Source organism: Weissella muntiaci (assembly GCF_008107635.1).
Classification (GTDB): domain Bacteria; phylum Bacillota; class Bacilli; order Lactobacillales; family Lactobacillaceae; genus Weissella; species Weissella muntiaci.
Map to the genome: position 1 here is coordinate 1 of NZ_SDGZ01000005.1, position 18092 is coordinate 18092.

An 18092-nucleotide genomic window follows, 5' to 3' on the forward strand; every position below is an offset into this window, starting at 1 on the left:
CAACTTTTGGGGTTCACATCACTACCTAGCGGGGCTTTAATATGAAATTAAAAAAAGGATTATCCTTTCCTTTTTATACAAGTTGAATTTTACTACTTCGTATAGGCTACCTTCAACCAAACTGATTCGCCATTCATCTCGATTTGAATTGAGCTTCCTACACGGTTCAACACTTTGTAGTTATCATTCAAAGTAAAGTATTCCATAGCACCATTGTTTCCTTGTGCTACTTGATTAGCTAGTGCATTACCGTAGCGATCTGTTAGAGTGACGCTTTGAACTGGCATATCGTTGTTGTAATCAGCTACAGGAATACTCATATCATTGTTACGGGCATACCAGTTAGCGCCGTAACTTTGCCACTTATCAACTACATAGACGCCATTAAACGAAACAGTATCAGTTGTATTCGAAACTGGTGGCGCTGGTGTAACTGTAGATGAGCTATTATCTGTTGAACCGGTCAAATCAGACCAATCACCATAAAGATAGTCCCAGTCGTACCCGTCTCCATCGCCATATTGATACATAGTAACTTTTTCCCACCAAGGGATATTCAACATCTTATCTTCGGCCCATGCCTTAATTTCAGGTGTCAATTGAGAGTTACCTGTGGAAGCATAAAATGCTACCCACAAAGGATGGTCTGAAATATCTGACCAATCAAAGCGACCATTTGCACCTGTAGCAAAGAAATAACTAGTGTACAGTCCGACTTTCTTACCAGTCAGACGATATACTTCGTCCATGAATTGCTTTGGTTCGTTTCCTGTAAAGTGGTTGCCGTCAACCGGATTCTCTTCAAAATCTAGCCATAGAGTAACGTTTGGGTTCGCAATATCTTCGGCACTCAATGAGCTTACAAAGTAGCGAGCTTGTGCGATAACATCGGAATCGGAGCGTAGATAGTGGTAATATCCTAAATGCTTATCATTTTGTTGTGTCTGTAGTGATTGGCTGTACATCAACGGATTAATATATCCAGTTCCTTCTGTGGCTTTAACAATCGCAAAGTCCCAATTATTTGCTAGATAATTTTGTTGATGGCTACTTACATCAGTACCATAAATATCGGCATGAGCCGGCGCACTTGATAATGCCATTGCTCCACCCAGCGAAACGGCCAATGCACCAGCTACAGCTAAAGCCTTAATTTTGTTCATTCGTACTCTCCTTATCTTTGTTACGGGTTGAAATCTTTCCAATAGTTGAACCACCTAATACCGAAGCAATTAATGCAACGATGGCATAAATTGTGCTTGATACCTCTGAACCAAGTGGCAAGTTCCAAATCTTAGTAATTGCCAAATAAAAAGTCGCCAACGCTGTTAATACAGTAGTGGCGACTGATGCAAATTCAGTTTTATTCATGTTGAGTTCCTTCTGTAAGTTCCTTCCATTCTTCAATTTTATTTAAACGTTTTTCGTGGTCATCTAATCGCACTTCTGTTTGGTGGTCTAATTTATCAACTTTAATTCCAATTCGATCTATTGGCTTTTTCACAAAAGTGTTCAGTATATATCCGAGAGCTGTTAATGCAAAACCGACTACAGTGACAAATGCCGCCCACTCATCCCAACTTTTAGGCAATATCTTCCTCCTTTCTATGCTGTCGGTACTCCCGCAGGCCAAATCATTGCATCTCCAGTTCCATAAGAACCTGCAACAGCTCTCACATAATTGTTTGCTGGAAATCCCGTAATGCTAGTGGTGTGAATAGTTCCATCTGGATTGATCTGGAAATCAACTCCATCAGTCCCGTCCTCATCAGTAAATTTAATTAAAACCCCACTAGTTGATGCTCCGAATTGCTCAACTCTCAAACCTAAAGGCATCTTTTCTTGTGCCAACTCAAACTTTCTATTATCCGGAACAGTGCTTTTGAAAGAACTATCCCCGTAAATGAATACAATATTTCCTTTACGGATTAGATTCACTGTCAGCCCATAAGGAAATGCAATTCCGCCTGTGTCATACAAATAAGCATCCTTGTTCAATAACTCCCATTTACCATCGACTCCTGATAGTGAGTTTGCAGATGGAAATTGAGCGTCAGAAGTTTGCGTTACAACTGACCTAAATATTGCACCCTTTAATTGCCCGGTTCTTGGATTTCCTAGCGAAGGCACACGTACCAGTTGATTAACAAGATATTGCGTGTTTGGAGCCCAATCTACGATAGCTATCGTACCAATTGCGTCTTTTCCTGCCGGCCCTTGTGGCCCTTCGTCGCCTTTTACGCCCTGAACGCCTTGTTCCCCCTGTATACCTTGAATTCCTTGCGGGCCCTGTTCTCCAGTGTCGCCTTTAATTCCAGTTGCCCCCGACATATCAGTAATAAGCGTGAATTCAGTACCGTTCCACAGATAGAGTTCTGCATTATGTGGATCGTCAACATCAGACGAGATAATCACAAAGTCGCCTTTGGTTAAGTCCTTTCCATTCATTGCTGAATAGCTAGGAAATGTTTCAGCAATCGAGAAATCCTTTCCAGCAACTCCTTGAATGCCTTGTACACCTTGCTCTCCCTGTTTACCTTGAACTCCCTGAGGCCCTTGTTCACCATCTTTTCCACTTGGTCCAGTTTCACCTTGAATACCTTGTATTCCTTGTGGGCCCACCTTAACTTGCTGAATTTTCTCATCCATCGCTTTTAAAACATAGTCAAAGGTAACCTCTGGAATAAGACTACCTTCGACTTCTTTTAAATTTGCAGATACCTCAAATCCAAGAGACCCTGACGATGGATAGATTTCAACAGTTCCGTCTGGTTTGCTTACATTAATTTCTAGACTGTAGTGTCCGGGGACGAGCTTTGTTAAGTTTTCATCTGTAAAATCAAGCTCAATTAAATCATCAATGACTCTTGGCTTAACATCAAATAAGTAACCATCATTCGCGATGCTTACTGAAACCTCATCGCCGGAAAGTTGTTGGTTCACACCGCTAGATATCAGACGAAATAGAAACTTGGTTGCCGTATCGCTCACCTTGTTATCAAGGTCAGACATTGTTTTAATTTCCCTCATACAAGTTTCCTTTCTAGATATTCGGTACTCCTGCATTCCAAGTCATTGATGCCGGTTCAGCGTAGTAATTTAACGCTACAGCATCCCCATTGTCTGCCGTACCCATTTGAGAATTTCCTAACCATGAAGAGACATAAATATCTGATGCATTAGTTGCGAGCTTAATATGTGCATGCCAATCTGAATGATCATTGAATGTAAAATACGTAAATGCAACTTGTCTTGTTAGAGTTGTACCGGGCAAGTAGTTTGCAACGTATAATGCAGATGATGGAATTTTATCGCCTACCGGCACCATTTCAGAAATTTGATTAACTCCGTCCTTGTTAAACGTCCCACCAATATCCAACAATACAATATTTCCATGTCGATACCACCTAGCATTCAATCCATAGAATACTGTACTTTCAGCCGTAAACTCGTAACTTTCAGGATTTGCAAGCTCCCACAATTCGCTCGCATCGGCTGAACTAGGGAAACTCTTTCCGGTATTGTGATCTTTCTTTGCGATAAATGTTGGATTGGTTAGCTTACCTGTACCAAAATCACCCATATCTCTAAAGGTAATCTTTTGGCCCGCTAAAACATCCATATTTGGACGCCAATTACTTACGAATCCAATATCACGCCAACCGACGATCTTTCCATCGCTAACGGCGGTAATCTTACGGCCACCAGCATAATAATCAGCAACGATTGTGCCAGTAGTTGCTGAACTCCCTGTAATAACTTCGACTGTATACCAGCCTGCAAATGGCGCATTAGTCAGTGTCTTGTCCTTAATAAACCAAAGACCCGGATATTTGGTCATATCCAATGCCACATCATCAAAACTAACAAACGTTGCTTCACGTGTTTTGAAACTACCTTCAATTGGATTTAAATAAACATTGTTTCCAGTCAATACATTGTCACCGTTCAAAGTAACAACCTGTTTATCTTCAATTTCCTTGGCCATTGCAGACAAAGAAAGTTTTAACGCATCATATGCGCTTTGCTGAGCTGACAATGCTAGATCAAAGCTCGTTAGCTTGTCTTTGGACTCTTGAATCAACTTCTCAATTGCATCAATGTAATCACTTGACGGATTAGACGTGAAAATGACGTTATTTCCAAGTACGTTAAACATAATTGGAATACTAGAAACCATCATTCCAGTTTCATCAGAAACACTGATATATCCTTCCTCAATATCTCCTGATGCTTGGTACATCTCAGCCGGAATAACCATAGAGAACTGTCCAGCTTGTGCGTTTAGAACATCTTTAACTGTTGAAATCTCTTTAATCTTACCTGAGGCATCCTTGACTGTTATCTTGATATCTTTGTTTGAGATATCAAAAGGCATATCACCTTTTTTTAGCCAGAAAAACACTTCACGGCCATTGTCTCCTTGGCGACCGTTCAACTGCTCGATTAAGGTAACATCCGTCATGTTTAACAGAGTATTAACAATGGCGAACTTACCTGCTGTTTGTGCTGTTGCCATATTACTTCCTTTCCAATAATCCGCTTAGGATCATAATTTCATTCATTTTATTAACGGCATCTTCGATTTGCTTTAGTTGAGCTTCAAACTCAGCACTAAGTTCTTCAATGCCAACCTTATTTGGCAACCAGAAATTTAATCCTGACGCCTTGTTGCCCTCGATATCCACCAAATGATACAGATTAAACGTGCTAATCAATTGATTTAACTCATTTTTGAGTAATAAAATAGCGCTCCCGATATCTAGGAACGCTTGATCGTTATATTTTGTGGCTATCACTTCACTTATTGATGTTGGCAATGCCTTAATCATCGCCAAGTTATAGAAAGCTTGATACATATCCAACGTAGAACTATTTAGCTCGTTGATTTTCTTCGCCATCTGATCCATTGTCATCAACTACCGGCACCCCCTTTAACACGCCTTTATTATCAATAGTCAGAGCCCACTTATTACCGTCAGGACTAAGAATAATCAAAGCATCATTTTCATCAAACGGCTTTCCATTAATGCCTTTCCAATGACTCAGCGCATAAGCTGGATTACCATCATTATCTGGCACTTGTACAATGTATGTTTTATTCGCCATACACTACTCCTCTACTGTTCCGACAACCCAACCACCAAATGAATTGTTGTTATTTTGCTTTTCCTGAATATTCTTAATCATCTTCGCCTGAGATCTTTGACTGTCCAGAAAATTGGCCCGACTATTGTTCAGCTCAATTTGAACCGCAGTAGAAACGAATGGCGTTTCTGTGATCGATACAACTTCTACTTTTGTTATAAAACCGGTATCTAATATTTGTACGCTCCAGAGCTCTCCGGGCTTAACCTTTCGATTTTCCTCTGTAGTTACGGCAAACGAGATAGTCGGTTGCAAAACAAACGATTGTGCCACTAATGACCGCATCTGATTAACGTCGGTAATAGTATCACTCTCAACACGAATACCCTCTCTAATTCCCCATGCATTAATAGAGTCTTGATCTTCCACATAAAAAGGACTGAACGCTGGTGTTTCTGCAGTTGATACTGCCTGAATTCGATTCACAATGCTTTGGCTGTCATACTGTAGCTGAATATCGCTAGTATCATTCCGATAACGAAAAACGTTCTTAGTATCAGTTGTGTAGTGACCTTCATCGTACAAATGAACCGTATGATTATCAGGTATAACAGCATAAACTCCAAAGGTATCTTTTAAGGTTGAAATTCCTTCCGAAACAGTTACGTTACCAAAATCAGTGAGCGTCTGATTAGCATTATAGTTTCCGTGAATTTGGAAACTATAATCTTGCACTCCATCAAACAAAAAAGACAACGCATCATTAAGGTTAAATGTAACGTCGCCCACTTTAATATTTGATTGAACTCGTGAAGATAGTTGGTAATATACATGCGTGGCTGTAATCTGCATAGTGTGTTGGCCACCATTAAACTCATCAACGATTTGCTTAATGATGTACTCTTGACCATCATAAAAAACGCTATTCTCTGATGTTAATAAATTATACGCCAAAGAACGATCGTCATAGGCGGTAAACGCTAATTGATACTGCTCGTTTTTGCTCCAAACCCTTTGAAAGGTGTCCCATAAAATCGCCGACAATATTTGTTTTTTCTGGCCGTCGTGCGATTGAATGACAACCGTATTCTCAGCAAACATTTAAAAGTATAAAAACGGAAAGCTAAAGGTTATATCAACATTTTTTAGGCCAGTAATCTCAATGTTGTTATTTCCTTTGGCCAACTCAATATGCCCAAAATCAGTATCAACGTTTGTCGAATTATTGAGATATGGAATTACCCCATTTAAAACAAATGTATCGCCAGTATTTAAAGCTGAGTTTACCGATATACTCGTGTTGTTTGTTGTATTTTTTATAGTAAAGTTGCTCCCTGAGCCCTTTATTGTAGTAATTAGATCATGATGTTGCCGATAAGGATCAATCACGACATCACTAGGGTTAAAAATACTAAAGGAGTTTTGATTACTATGATAATTTAGTGGTCTATCACTAGGAATGTTCATACCAAAATCTAGTTTATCCAATTCATCAGGTAACTCATCTGAGCGCACCAATGATTGAGCCATACCACTTGGGTTAATGAAAGTTAAATCCACCAAACTTTGCGAACTATTTTGTACCGGGACAATATCCACTGGATTTGCAATAACAAAATAGACCTTTCCCGGCTCGTGTGAGCTTCGTAATCTGATTATGCTCCGACTATAAAAGATACTTTGAAGCTCCGATCTAACCACCCTGAAATCAGCCATGTTCTTTGCAGAAATAAATAGACTCATCGTAATAGTTGTTGCCCCAAAACTCACTGTCTGCAACCTTTGTCCATCGCTTCCGGCTACATTCAACCAATCGGGAGTAATAGCCGGAGCTGTACTCTGTAAGTTCAGAAAGTGAACATTTGGCAACCTCGCATTTAAATCAAACTCAGTCTGACCATTCTGCATTACATAGATATGTCCATACATACCTTTCTCCCTTCATTAGATAGATTGGAACCCTTTCATAGCACTATCGTTAGCCATTCGATTATATAAATCTGGCATTGACAGCCCATTCCCCTTAGACAAGGCTTTAAGCTGATCCTTATTAACTCCCAAAACCATGCCAACTAGTCCAATCAATTGATTAATGCCTGCTTCCAAACCCGAAACATCAGTTTTATTTGATGAGTTTGTTGATTGATCATTTCCGTTGACATGATAATTCGCCTCAGAAAGCAATTGATTTGCTCGGTTCTTCTTGTCCGCAGACAGTGGAATAATCATTTCCGGCATGTTCTTTTCTGCAACTTCATAGAAGCCGTGTTGAGAAACTAATCCGCCATACTCATACCCGTGTCCTTGGCCAAGAAATGAAAGATCACTGCCATAACGATTTTTTGCATACTTCAATGCGGCCAACAGGTTATCATACCCATTGAAGATATCTCCATGACCGGGGAACTTATAGGCATTAAATGTTGCGGAAATCGTCTGCATAAGTCCTTTGGCCAGATCACCCGTGATGGTATTGATATCCGTATAACCGCCTTGAACAGCCTTTTCGTTACCACCGGACTCGGTAGCGATTTGACGCAAGACTTTATTAACCATATCTTCGCTTGTGCTTAGTCCGTTAGCTTTCAGAGCCTCGACAACTTGATCACGCCAACGATTTACCCCAGAGCCACTTGGAGCGCCTTTACTGCCTCCACCGTCATCGTCATGCTTCTTTTTCAACGACTCAAACATCTTCTTGATTGGATCAACGATACCGCCAACTAAACCATTTCCCATTGCTGGGGTGAATTTAGTTACTAATTCATTTTGATTACCAATCATGCCATTAATAGCTTTGTTCATCACTTTTCCAAGCGAATCCAGCGGATGCTTAATAAATTCCGTTAAACCTTCCCACTTGTCCTTGAACCAATCTCCAACGGCGCCTAACCAATCGTCAGTACCATTTGCAAACTTAGGCATAGCATGAGCTGGAATGACTGTTTCACCGCCACTGAAATTAACCAGTCGGTTGCGCCCTTCCAAAACATGCGCTTCTCCAGAGTTATCGATGATAGCCTCTTGATAATTTGCACCGGGAGCATCATTGACCATCGCTAGTCCCTTTGGTGCACCCTTAGTACCGTTTTCAAACTTTTTGATCTTATCAATCTTACCGATAGCATTTTCTTTACCACCGAACGTGTGAATGATTGAATCAATCCCACCGATACCGGCATTAATGATATCAATCACGACATTAAGGCCATCCTTAACGATATTCTTCATACCGTCCCATAACCCTTGCCATGTGTCAGATACCTTTTTCTTGATGTCGTTAAATATATCGCCAATCTTACCAGCAAAATCTTCAATACCTTTCTTGATACTGCCGATTTTCTTACCAAAGATAGACTCCAAAAATTCCCAGAGGGAGTTCCAAACGTCCTTTAAATCTTTACCTAGATTACCCCACTTACCAGTAAAGAAATCGGTAAAGACTTTGACACCTTTTTTCTCTGTATCGTAGTATTTACTTGATGATTTACCTAGCTGATCAGTAGTGGCGCTCCATGCCTTTTTAGTCGAGTTTCCAAAGTTATCCCAAGTCTTAGATGCCCCGCTTGTGAATGAACTCCAGCCCTTAGAAAAGCCTTTTCCAAACCCATCGAGTCCCTTGGTTACAGATTTCCATGTATCAGAGAAGCCCTTCGTAATATTTTTACCGAAATCCTTAACGGCTTTGGCTATTCCATTAACGAAATCACGGAACTTTTTACTGTGCTTATATAAGGCCACAAATCCAGCGATTAACGCAGTGATAGCAATCAAGGCTATTCCGAATGGATTTGCCTTCATTGCTAAATTCATAGCCTTCTGGGCTAGAGTTTGAGCCTTCATCGCAAGTGTCATTGCCTTTGATTTAATCGTGGCTGTTGCCTGTGCCAAACTAAATGCTTTGATCTTACTCGACAACGCAACGAATCCACTCGCTACACCACTCGCACCCTTTTTAAGCAATGCGAAGCCTTTAACTGCTCCAGTTGTTGCAACTTTTGCAGTAAATGACAATGATTTAGCAATGCCTTTACCAGCCAATGACCCGGCTTTTTTAAGAGCAGTAAAACTCTTTGTTGCTCCCGTGGTTACAACTTTGGCTGTAGCGCTTAGGGCCTTTCCCAAACCTCTACCAGTTGCCGATCCAACTGTTTTCAGCAAATTAAAGCTCTTAGTTGCACCAGTAGTGATCACCTTCGCGGTAAATTTCGCTGATTTCTTTATTCCACCACCAATTTTAGAGAAAAATGTACCAAATTTTGTTAGATTCTTCTCTCCCGTTTCAGTATCGACTTTCAAAAACAGCCCTTTTGTGAACGCTCCTAAACTCTTAGCTTTATCAATACCTTTCAATACTCCCAAAGTACCTTTTAGGGCGAGGGTAAGCCCTAAGTACGTTTCTGCCAATAATTTAACATCTTTTGGATGCTTTGAAGCGAAATCTCCGACCTTTTCAAGAAACGGTAAAGCAACTTTCAAAGTATCGCCGATTAATTTAAATCCAGCTCCACCAATATCCTTTACCATTTTAAAAAAGTTTTCGATGTCCTTTGAATGTGTGGCCACAAAATTACCAAGCTTCTCAATTTGATCAGCCGTACTGTTGGCTATATCTGCGATTGGATTCTTTGTACCTTTGAAAGTCTTACTAAACGCATCAACTACAGTATTTACTGCCTTATTAGCTGAGTCTCCAACGTGATTAAAAGCATTTTCTACTTCCTCACCGTCCAATGACTTAGACATGTTCTTCAAAAAGTCATTATTGGACTGAAAGAAACCGCTTGTTATCTTACCAGATAAGCTTTTATACTTCTCTTCTAAATGGCTACTGAATCCATCGAGAGTTGTGTAGTAGTTATCCAATCCATGAGGTTTAGCATCTGACATGGTTTGAATAGCCTTTGATAGATCAGCCATAGATAGCTTTCCATCAGAAGCTAACTTGTTGATCTCATCTCGACTCTTTCCCATGCTAGTTGCTAACGCTGAATTAAATCCCGGTAAGGACTTCTCCATCTTGGTTAGCGATCCAGTTGTAATCTCGCCAGAGGCGTTTACCTGTGAAAACTTTTTAATAATACCTTGCAAAGACTCATCAGATTGTCCAGTAGCTCGCCCTAAATTAACAAACGCATCAGAAAGTTCTTTAGCGCCATCAGCACTTTTGGTTAGTCCGTACGTCTTTTTAGTCAACAGTGAAACAGTATCGGTTGCATAACCTGATTCTTCCTTCAATGACTTAACATTTCCAATCAGAGCCTTGCTTAACTTATCATCGCCGTTTGTAAAGTTGTCCATCGATACAGAAAGCGACTGCATCTCTTTGTTGTATTCAACGCCAGCCTGCAATGCTCCAGTGAATTTACTCTTAATGTCACTCAGTGCACTAGTAATCCCATTTGCAACAAGATTACCCATAAGAACGCTTTTAAAGCGACTATGCGTGCTAGAAAGTACGTCATTCAGATTTTCAAGTTGTGACTTAGCCTTGCTGATACCGCTAACGTCGGGCTTTATATCAGTACGATTTAAAGTTTTGATTTTATTGGTGGTTTCAGCAATCTTTGCCCCGGTCTGCTCGACTCGCAACTCTTGTTGCTTATAAGCCTTTGAGTTTTTATCTCCAGATTCGCCTAACTTTTCGAGTTCGTTTTTCTGGATCTCTAAAATTTTAGTGTACTTATCCTGAACCGATGAAAGACCATCAATTTTAGCTTTGTTAGCCTCTTCTGTTTTCCCCTCAGCTTCTAGCTTTTTCACGCGAGCATCAGTTAAATCATTCGAGTGCTTAACCTCTTCGTTAAGCTTGGCCAATCCGCTCTCTTGGTATTCATAAGCTTTGCGAGCTCTTTCAGTTTGAGTATTTAAAGACGCAAGTTTACTCTCTGCCTGTGTGATTTGATTAGCGTACTTTTGATAAGTTTGCTCCCCGGCCTCGGTATTCCGATTAATTTCTGACTGCTCTTGTTTGAGCTTTGCCAAGACTTGCTCTTGTTTTGAGACAGTATCGCTTAACCCCTCAAATTTTGCTTTAGTTGCGCCTACTGTATCACCAGATTGCTTGGCTTGCGACTCCATTTGCTTCCACTGATTAGTTGAGTCCTGAACTGCAGACTTCAACTTACCAAGTGACTCAACAGCACTATTAACATTCAATCCAACGCCCGTGGCCATTAATCCGGCTACTTTTTCTTCTGCCATATATTCCTCCTTTCCTCTAGTTTAATGACGCCCATTGTTTAGCCATCTCTTCCGGCGAAACCATACGATCATCTTTATTTGCCGATAGGACTTCGATAAGCTCGGCATAGTCCTGTTCATCTACTGTATTCAAATCCCAATGCAAGTTTTCCATTGCATCTTTTTCGAATAATTTTATTTCAAGCAATAAGTTATAAAACCTAATTACTTGCTCGGCTGGGCTTGGTCTAAACCCTCATCCTCTTCATCTTCCGCGCGAGACTCCTCGATTTCCTTATCAGTCATACCTGTTACACGCATAGAGATATAGATCGAAATATCAACCGCTTCATCAAACTCTAATTCTTCTAGCTTGTCCTTTTCTTTTTCGGATAATCCAAGCAAATCAACCGTGTAATCAATAATCGTATCTTGCAACTCCATTTGGCGCTTTAATACTGTGATCCCATCAGACTTCTCATCATCGGCTACATCTTGAATAGTGGCCATTGCCAATTGCATACGATAGGTTTTCTTCAAATTCTTTGTGCTCTTCTTAACCTCAAATGGCTTTGTGCGTAGTTGCTTAACAACAATATTCATAATTGATTCCTTTCATAATTGCGGGTTATGTAAAAAAGGGCTTCTCACCCCATTTGAGCCATTATTGTCTTGGCTGTAAGACTTCCGTATTAACCTTAGTTTCCGCTTCCACTGGGCGTAGTAGTCGCCTCAGCGTAACCTCCGAACACATCTGCCATCATGGCTGGCTTATCAAACTTATCGGCTCCAGAGTAATACACCTTCATTGCCTCATCATTCCACTTTGCGACTCCGAACGAAGTAAATGTAATAGCATCATCTGCACGTACTTCATTATTCGTGTCTGTTTGAACATTGACGGCGTTTTCTTGCATCTCTCCATTTGCCAAACCGTAATAAATTGAGTTCTTGCGATCCAATGTTTGCGATTCAATCAACAGTGCTACTTGTGGCCGATCTTCTTGCAAGTAACCACCTTTTCCATCACTTACACGTCCCAATGCCTTTTGCTTTGGTTCAAATGGTAGATTATTGAAATCTAGAGCAACCGATGGCTCGCCTTTAGCTTGCGTTTGGTCAACCTTCGAGTTATTTCCGTAAACAGGCGTTCCATTTGTTGAGATGTTGGTAATGTTTGCCGTCTTAGTACCAAGCATTGCCGTTGTAACTTCAAATAGCCCATCTTCTGATAAACCATCATCTCCCTTTAAAATCGTTTGATCTGCCTTATTAATCAACGCCAAAAATACACGCTTTAATCCTACTTGTGCCATTAATAAAATCCTTTCCAAAATAAAAAGGACTGACTATTTGCCAATCCTTAAAGAGTTATGTTTTTTGATACTGTGATGTTTTTGATTGTTTGATGCATATCACTAGATGAGCTGGTATCTAAATAGTGTGGTTGCGAATTAGATATGCGCCATCCATCTTGCTCGAATGCCTTCATCAAATTAACTTCAAACATCGTCATATTTTCGTCAAAATCCAAACTATAAAAAATTTGAATATCAACAGCGATATCTAAACTTGTAAATGTTTCATTTCCCCAACCGCTAGGCTCGTTCCTTGCTTCCTTCAGCAATGCCTGCGTCTTGGCAAGGTCATCATTTTTCAAGATTTCCGCCGGGATCTCATCTAGATAGACTTCATCAATCGGAAATTTACCGTTTAATATCGTTTGTTGTGCCAATACTACAGGCCTATCCATTAATTGCCTCCTCTATCCTTGATAATTTGCCCGTATGCCTTTGCTTCCGCCTCTAGCATCTTCTGCTGAACAGCTGGAGACTCGCGAACATTCCTGACAAAATGATCACCAACAACATTTACTTCTCCACCGTGTTTGTATTTACGGCCGTTTTTAGTGTACATAGGGAACTTAGTACCATTCTCGATAAAGTTTCCCACGTAGGCTTTCTTTTTATCCCATCCGACAACGGATGATCCGTTTTTCATACCATCAATATTAGTATTTTGAACTATCACACTGTCAGCAAGATGCGGATTTTTACCCGTCTGTCTTTCTCGATAGTGCTTATCCTTAGTTACTGTTTCCAATTCCGACTTAAACACCTCGGCCCCGGCTTTAGTAATCTTGGCTTTATCCTCAACACTCATATTTACAGTTACATCCTCAGCTTCTTTTACAAAAGCATTCAGGATATCTTCAAAGCTCATTTCTTCGGCCATATCATCCACTAACTCGCTTTATAGTCACATAGTCATAACTAATAATTTGATTTGTGTCGTCAGATGAAATATTAACTATGTCATATTGCTCTCCGTCAATTTTAACCAACATAGTTTCATTTAAATTTTTATTATGTTTAACAATTATCTCTCTTGTATCTGCTTGCTCCGTGCCTTGCAACTGTAATTGTAAAGCAATCGATCGAGTTTTAGGCGCAAACCATAATGAGAATACAGGAACGAACTTCTTAGATGTCGAACCAGTATTATTGTTCTTAACTGTCTCAATCTTTCCGAACTCTGCCTTGTGATTAAAATCAGATGGTTTCATCTTGACCTCCTAACACTTTGGCCCGTAATTGGTTCAGCATAATTTGAACTCCAGCACTATAACCAGTAGTTAGAGTCCTATCGTAATACATTTGTGTTGCCAGTGCGGATATGAGCCTATTAAACAAATCACCCGCTGTTTTAAGGACATCTTCTTCGCTTAAATCATCCCGGATTGATCCCCGGATAATAACACTGGCGTCATTAATCAAAGATTGTATTGTTGCTAATTCTTCCGGGCTCTCGTCCACGTGGAGTTCATCCATTAAAGTCTTAGCAGTCAACACGTTTATTTGTCCCTCGGCCATAAGTTACTCCTGTATTACTTAGTTGTTGTTGCTGGTGTGTATGTCAAGAACTTACCGGCGTTTCCGTCAGCTTGCTTCCAGTCAGCGCGCAAGGCAACTGCCAACTTCTTACCGAAGATATCATCATCTTGCCATTCAACAGCAACGTCAGAACGCAAAGCCTCAATAACGAATGCCTTTACATCCCCGACGAATGCTTTCATGTCGCCATCCTTACCAAGTACATCATCAGCTACAACTAGAACAGGGGCACCTAGTAATTGCTTTCCTGATGCTGTTGAGATAGAGTCTTGCAACAAGTAACGTCCGTCTGCATCCTTCATCTTGTCTACTTCTGCATAAAATGACTCAGTAGTTACAAACATCTTGTTGTAGTTAGCTAATCCTTTATTGAAAGCGTCCTTAATATCGTCAACGCCAGCTACCTTGACCGGAGTACCTGTTTGCAAAACTTCTCCGATCTTGTATTGTTCTGTCAATGACTTAGCTTCCGCAACATACTCTGAAATCACAGGGCCAATATCTGGAGCATCCTGCAAGGTTTCCATTGATACAGGCATTACTCCACGATATGTGACCGCTTTATAATCAACTTCTCCAAGACTAAACTTAGCAATGTCTGGATTTTCAGCAAGTTCAGCTGCTGAAACAAGCCGTGCCGTATTCTTTGCCAAAACTGGCAAAACCCCAACTCCTGATGTAACAGCTTCACGACGTACATAAGCTGACAACTTTGTTTCGTCAGTTGGAACCTTTTGAATGTCCAAAATTTGCTTTGGAATTACTACAGCTCCATCAACCGTAGTAACACCGTCACGAACTTCTTCACCTTTCAAATAAGCTACGAATGAGGCAACTTCCTTTGAGCTTGCAACGTTTGACTTCATATTCTTTCCTCCTAATAGACCTGATCGAGTCTCTTCCTTCTTTGGTGTAACTTCTTCCTTCTTAATACCTGCATCATCAGCACTATTAAGTTGCTCGTCATCGTCACGAGTCTCTTCGTCATCTGATTCAGTTTCGGAATCTGGCAAATCCTTAGCACCTTGCAAGGTAGCGATTTGAGCTTTCAAATCTGCAATTTCTTGCTCGAACTTCTTAATTTGATCCATTCCATCTTTGACATCTGAAACTGGCGTGTTCTCATCATCTGCAGACGAACGCACTTGCTCGACCTTTGTATTAAGTTCGGCTTGCTTCTCGGCGAGTTGCTTAGTTAATTTTTCTAATCGATTCATTTGGTTTTTCCTTTCCAATAAAAAAGACTTGGCAAATTATCCAAGTCAGTAAGTAGATAGCACTAATGCAATCTTTTGTTTGTATTCCTGAGATTTAGTAAATTGTTCAAAACTTCTAGTAATTTCAATATTAGTGTCATCGTAAGCTGGAACCGAAACTATACTGATTTCTCGCATAGTTTCAATATTACTAATTAACCGTGTTGCCACGCCATCAATCTCTTTCCATTGCTCTCCGTTTGGCCCAATAGAATACCGGAACGACAATCCTTTAAGATTACCGTTCTTGATTTGGGTATACACATCTCGTCCCAGCTGAGTATCTGGAATATCCAAAGTAAACGCCAATCCCTTTTTATCAACGTTCAATACTAGAGTCCCGGCATCTACTCGGCCAAGAACGTTAGCAAAATCATGATTATAAAGAGCTAATGTCTTGCTTAGATCAACATTATTTAACGCGCCATCTTGAATGATTTCAACAAACGGTAAATTTGTACTAGGTGTGTCCCAAACAATTGCATATCCTGCAACTTGGCCAACAAATCCATCAGCTGGGGCACTACGAATTTCAATATCCGTCAACTCAACTGTTCTTTTTTCATCAGACAATTAAATCAATTTCCTTTCTATCAATCTACTTCGTGCATCTTCTGGGGTCAAAACTGCCTTATCAACAAAATCAATCATGTTCTGCTTATAAGTCGCTCCAGAATAATCAACAATATTCATCATATCTAGTTCAACACCACCCCCTAACTTGTAATTTAGCTCAGAAAGCAATGGCTCAATGTACCTATTCAAACCGTTCACATACATTTGAGTCGCCATTTCTAGCGATGATTGTGCATCACCCGTTCCATTAAGGTATGAATCTGGGACGCCAAATGCCTTACTGATTTGAGTACGCCCCCAATCCACAGATGATAGGAACTTAGCCACATCGGCATTAATTGAAATCATCGAAAAGTCCGCTGACTGATCCAAAACCATAACACGACTTGCGTTGTCACCCGAATTAGCTTTTTCGAACTCATCTCTAACTGTATCCTTTGCTTCTTTACTCAATACACCTTGCGGGATAGTAATCTTGCTAGTCGGATAAAGCGCACTTTTAAGAGTAGATAACGATAGCCGGTTTGCTTGTTTTTGCTGTTCCAGTTCAGTTGATAACGATTCGAGCGGAGAATGGCCTATGATGCTTTGCAAACTATCCGAACCATACGCCATGTATTTTGCGTGGATTATATCACTAGCCGGGAACTTACCTCCCTCGTAATCATCAAATCGATTAATTTCATAGGTCAAAACATCCTGAGTTAAATCAATTGTTACTGCTGTATTTGGAACAAACTGTAAATCAATCGGGTTCCCATCGGCGTCCCTGTTAATAAACAGAAAAGCATTACCGCTCAAAAGTAAATTAAGTAACGTTGTTTGCCAGAAACTAAATGCGTTAGTCATTCGGCTAGGTCTATTCAATACTTCAATAAACGGAGACGATCCAACAAACTTTGTTCCAGCAATATCGGAACTTATCAAACTAGTAACTGAAAACAAATCGCTATTCTGCAAAGCCAACTCTGCACTAATAAGAGAGTTTGGAACTACTGATCCGCCGGTAACAATATAAGGTGAAAGGCTAGTCGCACTAATGGACGACCTAACATTCTCAAATGGATTTTTAAAACTCATTCCTTATCACCCTTCGGAATAACTAAGAACGAATAAACTGCCAACAATACGCCTAACACAATAAAACCCGCCGGAATTGCCATCCAAAAAGCGCCTACTGAAATCAACAAAAAGCCCACCAATAAAATTATGGCCGGCAAGTATGGAAACATCTTTTCCATTAGTTATCCTCCTTTCTTAAAAACTAAAATTACTCATAAAGTGATCGCTAATCTCATCATCTGACATATTGCCAAATGGCGAATTTGTAGCCTTCTCTTCAACGTTGGTAAAGTCCGTAAAGTAGAACTGACCTTCAAATAGCGCATCTATAATGGCATCAACAATATCAATCTTCTGCGAATTAACATTTTTATCGACCTTGATACCATTATTATCTGAAACAACCACAGCATTAACCAACGCTTGTTGCATCGCTTGATCATCAAACATCGTAATGTTTCGCTTAATAAACGATGTTTGCAAGAATTTAGTCGGCTCATTCAATGACTTAATTCCCTGTCGTACCGGGATAATTAAGTATTCATCTCTAATTTCATCCAGACGTCGAATAAAATTACCTGTGCCCCATTGATCATGAAGCACCCCCTTAACGTGAAGCTCATTCTCTTCAATGAATTGAAGCATCCAATTAAATACTTCATCTTCATCAATCAAACCAAAGCGATCACGGGTAATCGTTGCAAATCCCTTCTGTTCAACGTCACGATAATTAATGTTGTCCCGTTGTTCTTTGGCTTCAATCGAACCGGCCTTAGCAATTGGAATCCACGAATGTTGATACAAATGGAATTTCTGTGCGCCATCGGCGTCAACATAAGGGAATACAAATGCTAGTGCAGTATCATCATTTGTTTGTGAAAAATCAAATCCAATATAGACGTCTCTACCAAACATTTTAAAGTCATCTGATTTAACGATTGATTTTTGGATCATATCAAGAGGCAAGAAAGCATTATCCTTGGCGTTTTGCCACATGTTCATATTCTTAACAATGAACTCCGAAAGTTTACCT

Annotated in this window: 22 protein-coding genes; all 22 read right to left on the reverse strand. The window is 40.2% G+C overall.

The features are described 5' to 3' along the window. Positions 1 to 92: 92 nt before the first annotated feature. Positions 93 to 1163, reverse strand: coding sequence for a glycoside hydrolase family 25 protein (locus tag ESZ50_RS01500; RefSeq protein WP_148621836.1), 1071 nt, complete (start codon positions 1161 to 1163; stop codon positions 93 to 95). Beyond that, positions 1150 to 1371 carry a phage holin family protein gene (locus ESZ50_RS01505; protein ID WP_148621837.1) on the reverse strand — a complete coding sequence of 74 codons (222 nt, stop codon included), beginning with the start codon at positions 1369 to 1371 and terminating at the stop codon, positions 1150 to 1152. Before ESZ50_RS01505 ends, ESZ50_RS01500 begins: the two co-directional genes overlap by 14 nt. After that, a complete protein-coding gene (locus tag ESZ50_RS01510) occupies positions 1364 to 1591 on the reverse strand; it encodes a hypothetical protein (protein ID WP_148621838.1) in 228 nt (75 codons plus the stop codon). Before ESZ50_RS01510 ends, ESZ50_RS01505 begins: the two co-directional genes overlap by 8 nt. Positions 1592 to 1605: 14 nt before the next feature. After that, the gene (locus tag ESZ50_RS01515) at positions 1606 to 3030 is read right to left on the reverse strand and encodes a collagen-like domain-containing protein (RefSeq protein ID WP_222860781.1); all 1425 of its coding nucleotides are present in this window, start codon (positions 3028 to 3030) and stop codon (positions 1606 to 1608) included. 13 nt (positions 3031 to 3043) lie between these two features. Beyond that, positions 3044 to 4519, reverse strand: a complete 1476-nt coding sequence (locus ESZ50_RS01520; RefSeq protein WP_148621840.1) for a BppU family phage baseplate upper protein — start codon at positions 4517 to 4519, stop codon at positions 3044 to 3046. Between the two features lies 1 nt (position 4520). After that, positions 4521 to 4916, reverse strand: coding sequence for a hypothetical protein (locus ESZ50_RS01525; RefSeq protein ID WP_222860782.1), 396 nt, complete (start codon positions 4914 to 4916; stop codon positions 4521 to 4523). Beyond that, positions 4873 to 5109 (reverse strand): hypothetical protein, encoded by a 237-nt coding sequence (locus tag ESZ50_RS01530; protein WP_148621842.1) that lies wholly within the window; start codon positions 5107 to 5109, stop codon positions 4873 to 4875. The genes ESZ50_RS01525 and ESZ50_RS01530 overlap by 44 nt, the downstream gene beginning before the upstream one ends. Before the next feature lie 3 nt (positions 5110 to 5112). Beyond that, on the reverse strand, positions 5113 to 6189 hold the full coding sequence (locus tag ESZ50_RS01535; RefSeq protein WP_148621843.1) for a phage tail protein: 1077 nt from the start codon (positions 6187 to 6189) through the stop codon (positions 5113 to 5115). Then, complete coding sequence (locus ESZ50_RS01540; RefSeq protein ID WP_148621844.1) at positions 6190 to 7017, reverse strand: phage tail domain-containing protein; 828 nt, start codon at positions 7015 to 7017, stop codon at positions 6190 to 6192. 15 nt (positions 7018 to 7032) lie between these two features. Beyond that, positions 7033 to 11292 (reverse strand): tape measure protein, encoded by a 4260-nt coding sequence (locus ESZ50_RS01545; protein ID WP_148621845.1) that lies wholly within the window; start codon positions 11290 to 11292, stop codon positions 7033 to 7035. 16 nt (positions 11293 to 11308) lie between these two features. Next, on the reverse strand, positions 11309 to 11446 hold the full coding sequence (locus ESZ50_RS11575) for a hypothetical protein (protein WP_187387512.1): 138 nt from the start codon (positions 11444 to 11446) through the stop codon (positions 11309 to 11311). Between the two features lie 50 nt (positions 11447 to 11496). Then, positions 11497 to 11874, reverse strand: a complete 378-nt coding sequence (locus ESZ50_RS01550) for a phage tail tube assembly chaperone (protein WP_148621846.1) — start codon at positions 11872 to 11874, stop codon at positions 11497 to 11499. Between the two features lie 95 nt (positions 11875 to 11969). After that, positions 11970 to 12587, reverse strand: a complete 618-nt coding sequence (locus tag ESZ50_RS01555; protein ID WP_148621847.1) for a phage tail protein — start codon at positions 12585 to 12587, stop codon at positions 11970 to 11972. Positions 12588 to 12634: 47 nt separating this feature from the next. Continuing rightward, positions 12635 to 13024, reverse strand: coding sequence for a DUF806 family protein (locus ESZ50_RS01560; protein ID WP_148621848.1), 390 nt, complete (start codon positions 13022 to 13024; stop codon positions 12635 to 12637). Beyond that, a complete protein-coding gene (locus ESZ50_RS01565) occupies positions 13024 to 13506 on the reverse strand; it encodes an HK97 gp10 family phage protein (RefSeq protein WP_148621849.1) in 483 nt (160 codons plus the stop codon). Before ESZ50_RS01565 ends, ESZ50_RS01560 begins: the two co-directional genes overlap by 1 nt. Before the next feature lies 1 nt (position 13507). Then, the gene (locus ESZ50_RS01570) at positions 13508 to 13837 is read right to left on the reverse strand and encodes a phage head closure protein (protein WP_148621850.1); all 330 of its coding nucleotides are present in this window, start codon (positions 13835 to 13837) and stop codon (positions 13508 to 13510) included. Further along, a complete protein-coding gene (locus ESZ50_RS01575; RefSeq protein ID WP_148621851.1) occupies positions 13824 to 14144 on the reverse strand; it encodes a head-tail connector protein in 321 nt (106 codons plus the stop codon). Before ESZ50_RS01575 ends, ESZ50_RS01570 begins: the two co-directional genes overlap by 14 nt. 14 nt (positions 14145 to 14158) lie before the next feature. Then, positions 14159 to 15382: a phage major capsid protein gene (locus tag ESZ50_RS01580; protein WP_148621852.1), complete on the reverse strand. Its 1224-nt coding sequence runs from the start codon at positions 15380 to 15382 to the stop codon at positions 14159 to 14161. A gap of 45 nt (positions 15383 to 15427) precedes the next feature. Next, entirely contained in the window at positions 15428 to 15994 is a 567-nt protein-coding gene (locus ESZ50_RS01585) for an HK97 family phage prohead protease (protein ID WP_148621853.1), read from the reverse strand. Continuing rightward, a complete protein-coding gene (locus tag ESZ50_RS01590; protein ID WP_148621854.1) occupies positions 15995 to 17077 on the reverse strand; it encodes a phage portal protein in 1083 nt (360 codons plus the stop codon). It abuts the gene before it with no gap. Beyond that, positions 17074 to 17238, reverse strand: a complete 165-nt coding sequence (locus tag ESZ50_RS11580; protein ID WP_187387513.1) for a hypothetical protein — start codon at positions 17236 to 17238, stop codon at positions 17074 to 17076. Before ESZ50_RS11580 ends, ESZ50_RS01590 begins: the two co-directional genes overlap by 4 nt. 16 nt (positions 17239 to 17254) lie before the next feature. Then, on the reverse strand, positions 17255 to 18092 hold an 838-nt coding region (locus ESZ50_RS01595; RefSeq protein ID WP_246111490.1), incomplete at its 5' end, for a terminase TerL endonuclease subunit.

Bases quoted from the DNA above. Each gene is read 5' to 3' on its own strand.
- ESZ50_RS01500 (WP_148621836.1), bottom strand. From the start codon at position 1,163: ATGAACAAAATTAAGGCTTTAGCTGTAGCTGGTGCATTGGCCGTTTCG.
- ESZ50_RS01505 (WP_148621837.1), bottom strand. From the start codon at position 1,371: ATGAATAAAACTGAATTTGCATCAGTCGCCACTACTGTATTAACAGCG.
- ESZ50_RS01515 (WP_222860781.1), bottom strand. From the start codon at position 3,030: ATGAGGGAAATTAAAACAATGTCTGACCTTGATAACAAGGTGAGCGAT.
- ESZ50_RS01520 (WP_148621840.1), bottom strand. From the start codon at position 4,519: ATGGCAACAGCACAAACAGCAGGTAAGTTCGCCATTGTTAATACTCTG.
- ESZ50_RS01525 (WP_222860782.1), bottom strand. From the start codon at position 4,916: ATGACAATGGATCAGATGGCGAAGAAAATCAACGAGCTAAATAGTTCT.
- ESZ50_RS01530 (WP_148621842.1), bottom strand. From the start codon at position 5,109: ATGGCGAATAAAACATACATTGTACAAGTGCCAGATAATGATGGTAAT.
- ESZ50_RS01535 (WP_148621843.1), bottom strand. From the start codon at position 6,189: ATGTTTGCTGAGAATACGGTTGTCATTCAATCGCACGACGGCCAGAAA.
- ESZ50_RS01540 (WP_148621844.1), bottom strand. From the start codon at position 7,017: ATGTATGGACATATCTATGTAATGCAGAATGGTCAGACTGAGTTTGAT.
- ESZ50_RS01545 (WP_148621845.1), bottom strand. From the start codon at position 11,292: ATGGCAGAAGAAAAAGTAGCCGGATTAATGGCCACGGGCGTTGGATTG.
- ESZ50_RS11575 (WP_187387512.1), bottom strand. From the start codon at position 11,446: ATGGAAAACTTGCATTGGGATTTGAATACAGTAGATGAACAGGACTAT.
- ESZ50_RS01550 (WP_148621846.1), bottom strand. From the start codon at position 11,874: ATGAATATTGTTGTTAAGCAACTACGCACAAAGCCATTTGAGGTTAAG.
- ESZ50_RS01555 (WP_148621847.1), bottom strand. From the start codon at position 12,587: ATGGCACAAGTAGGATTAAAGCGTGTATTTTTGGCGTTGATTAATAAG.
- ESZ50_RS01560 (WP_148621848.1), bottom strand. From the start codon at position 13,024: ATGGATAGGCCTGTAGTATTGGCACAACAAACGATATTAAACGGTAAA.
- ESZ50_RS01565 (WP_148621849.1), bottom strand. From the start codon at position 13,506: ATGGCCGAAGAAATGAGCTTTGAAGATATCCTGAATGCTTTTGTAAAA.
- ESZ50_RS01570 (WP_148621850.1), bottom strand. From the start codon at position 13,837: ATGAAACCATCTGATTTTAATCACAAGGCAGAGTTCGGAAAGATTGAG.
- ESZ50_RS01575 (WP_148621851.1), bottom strand. From the start codon at position 14,144: ATGGCCGAGGGACAAATAAACGTGTTGACTGCTAAGACTTTAATGGAT.
- ESZ50_RS01580 (WP_148621852.1), bottom strand. From the start codon at position 15,382: ATGAATCGATTAGAAAAATTAACTAAGCAACTCGCCGAGAAGCAAGCC.
- ESZ50_RS01590 (WP_148621854.1), bottom strand. From the start codon at position 17,077: ATGAGTTTTAAAAATCCATTTGAGAATGTTAGGTCGTCCATTAGTGCG.
- ESZ50_RS11580 (WP_187387513.1), bottom strand. From the start codon at position 17,238: ATGGAAAAGATGTTTCCATACTTGCCGGCCATAATTTTATTGGTGGGC.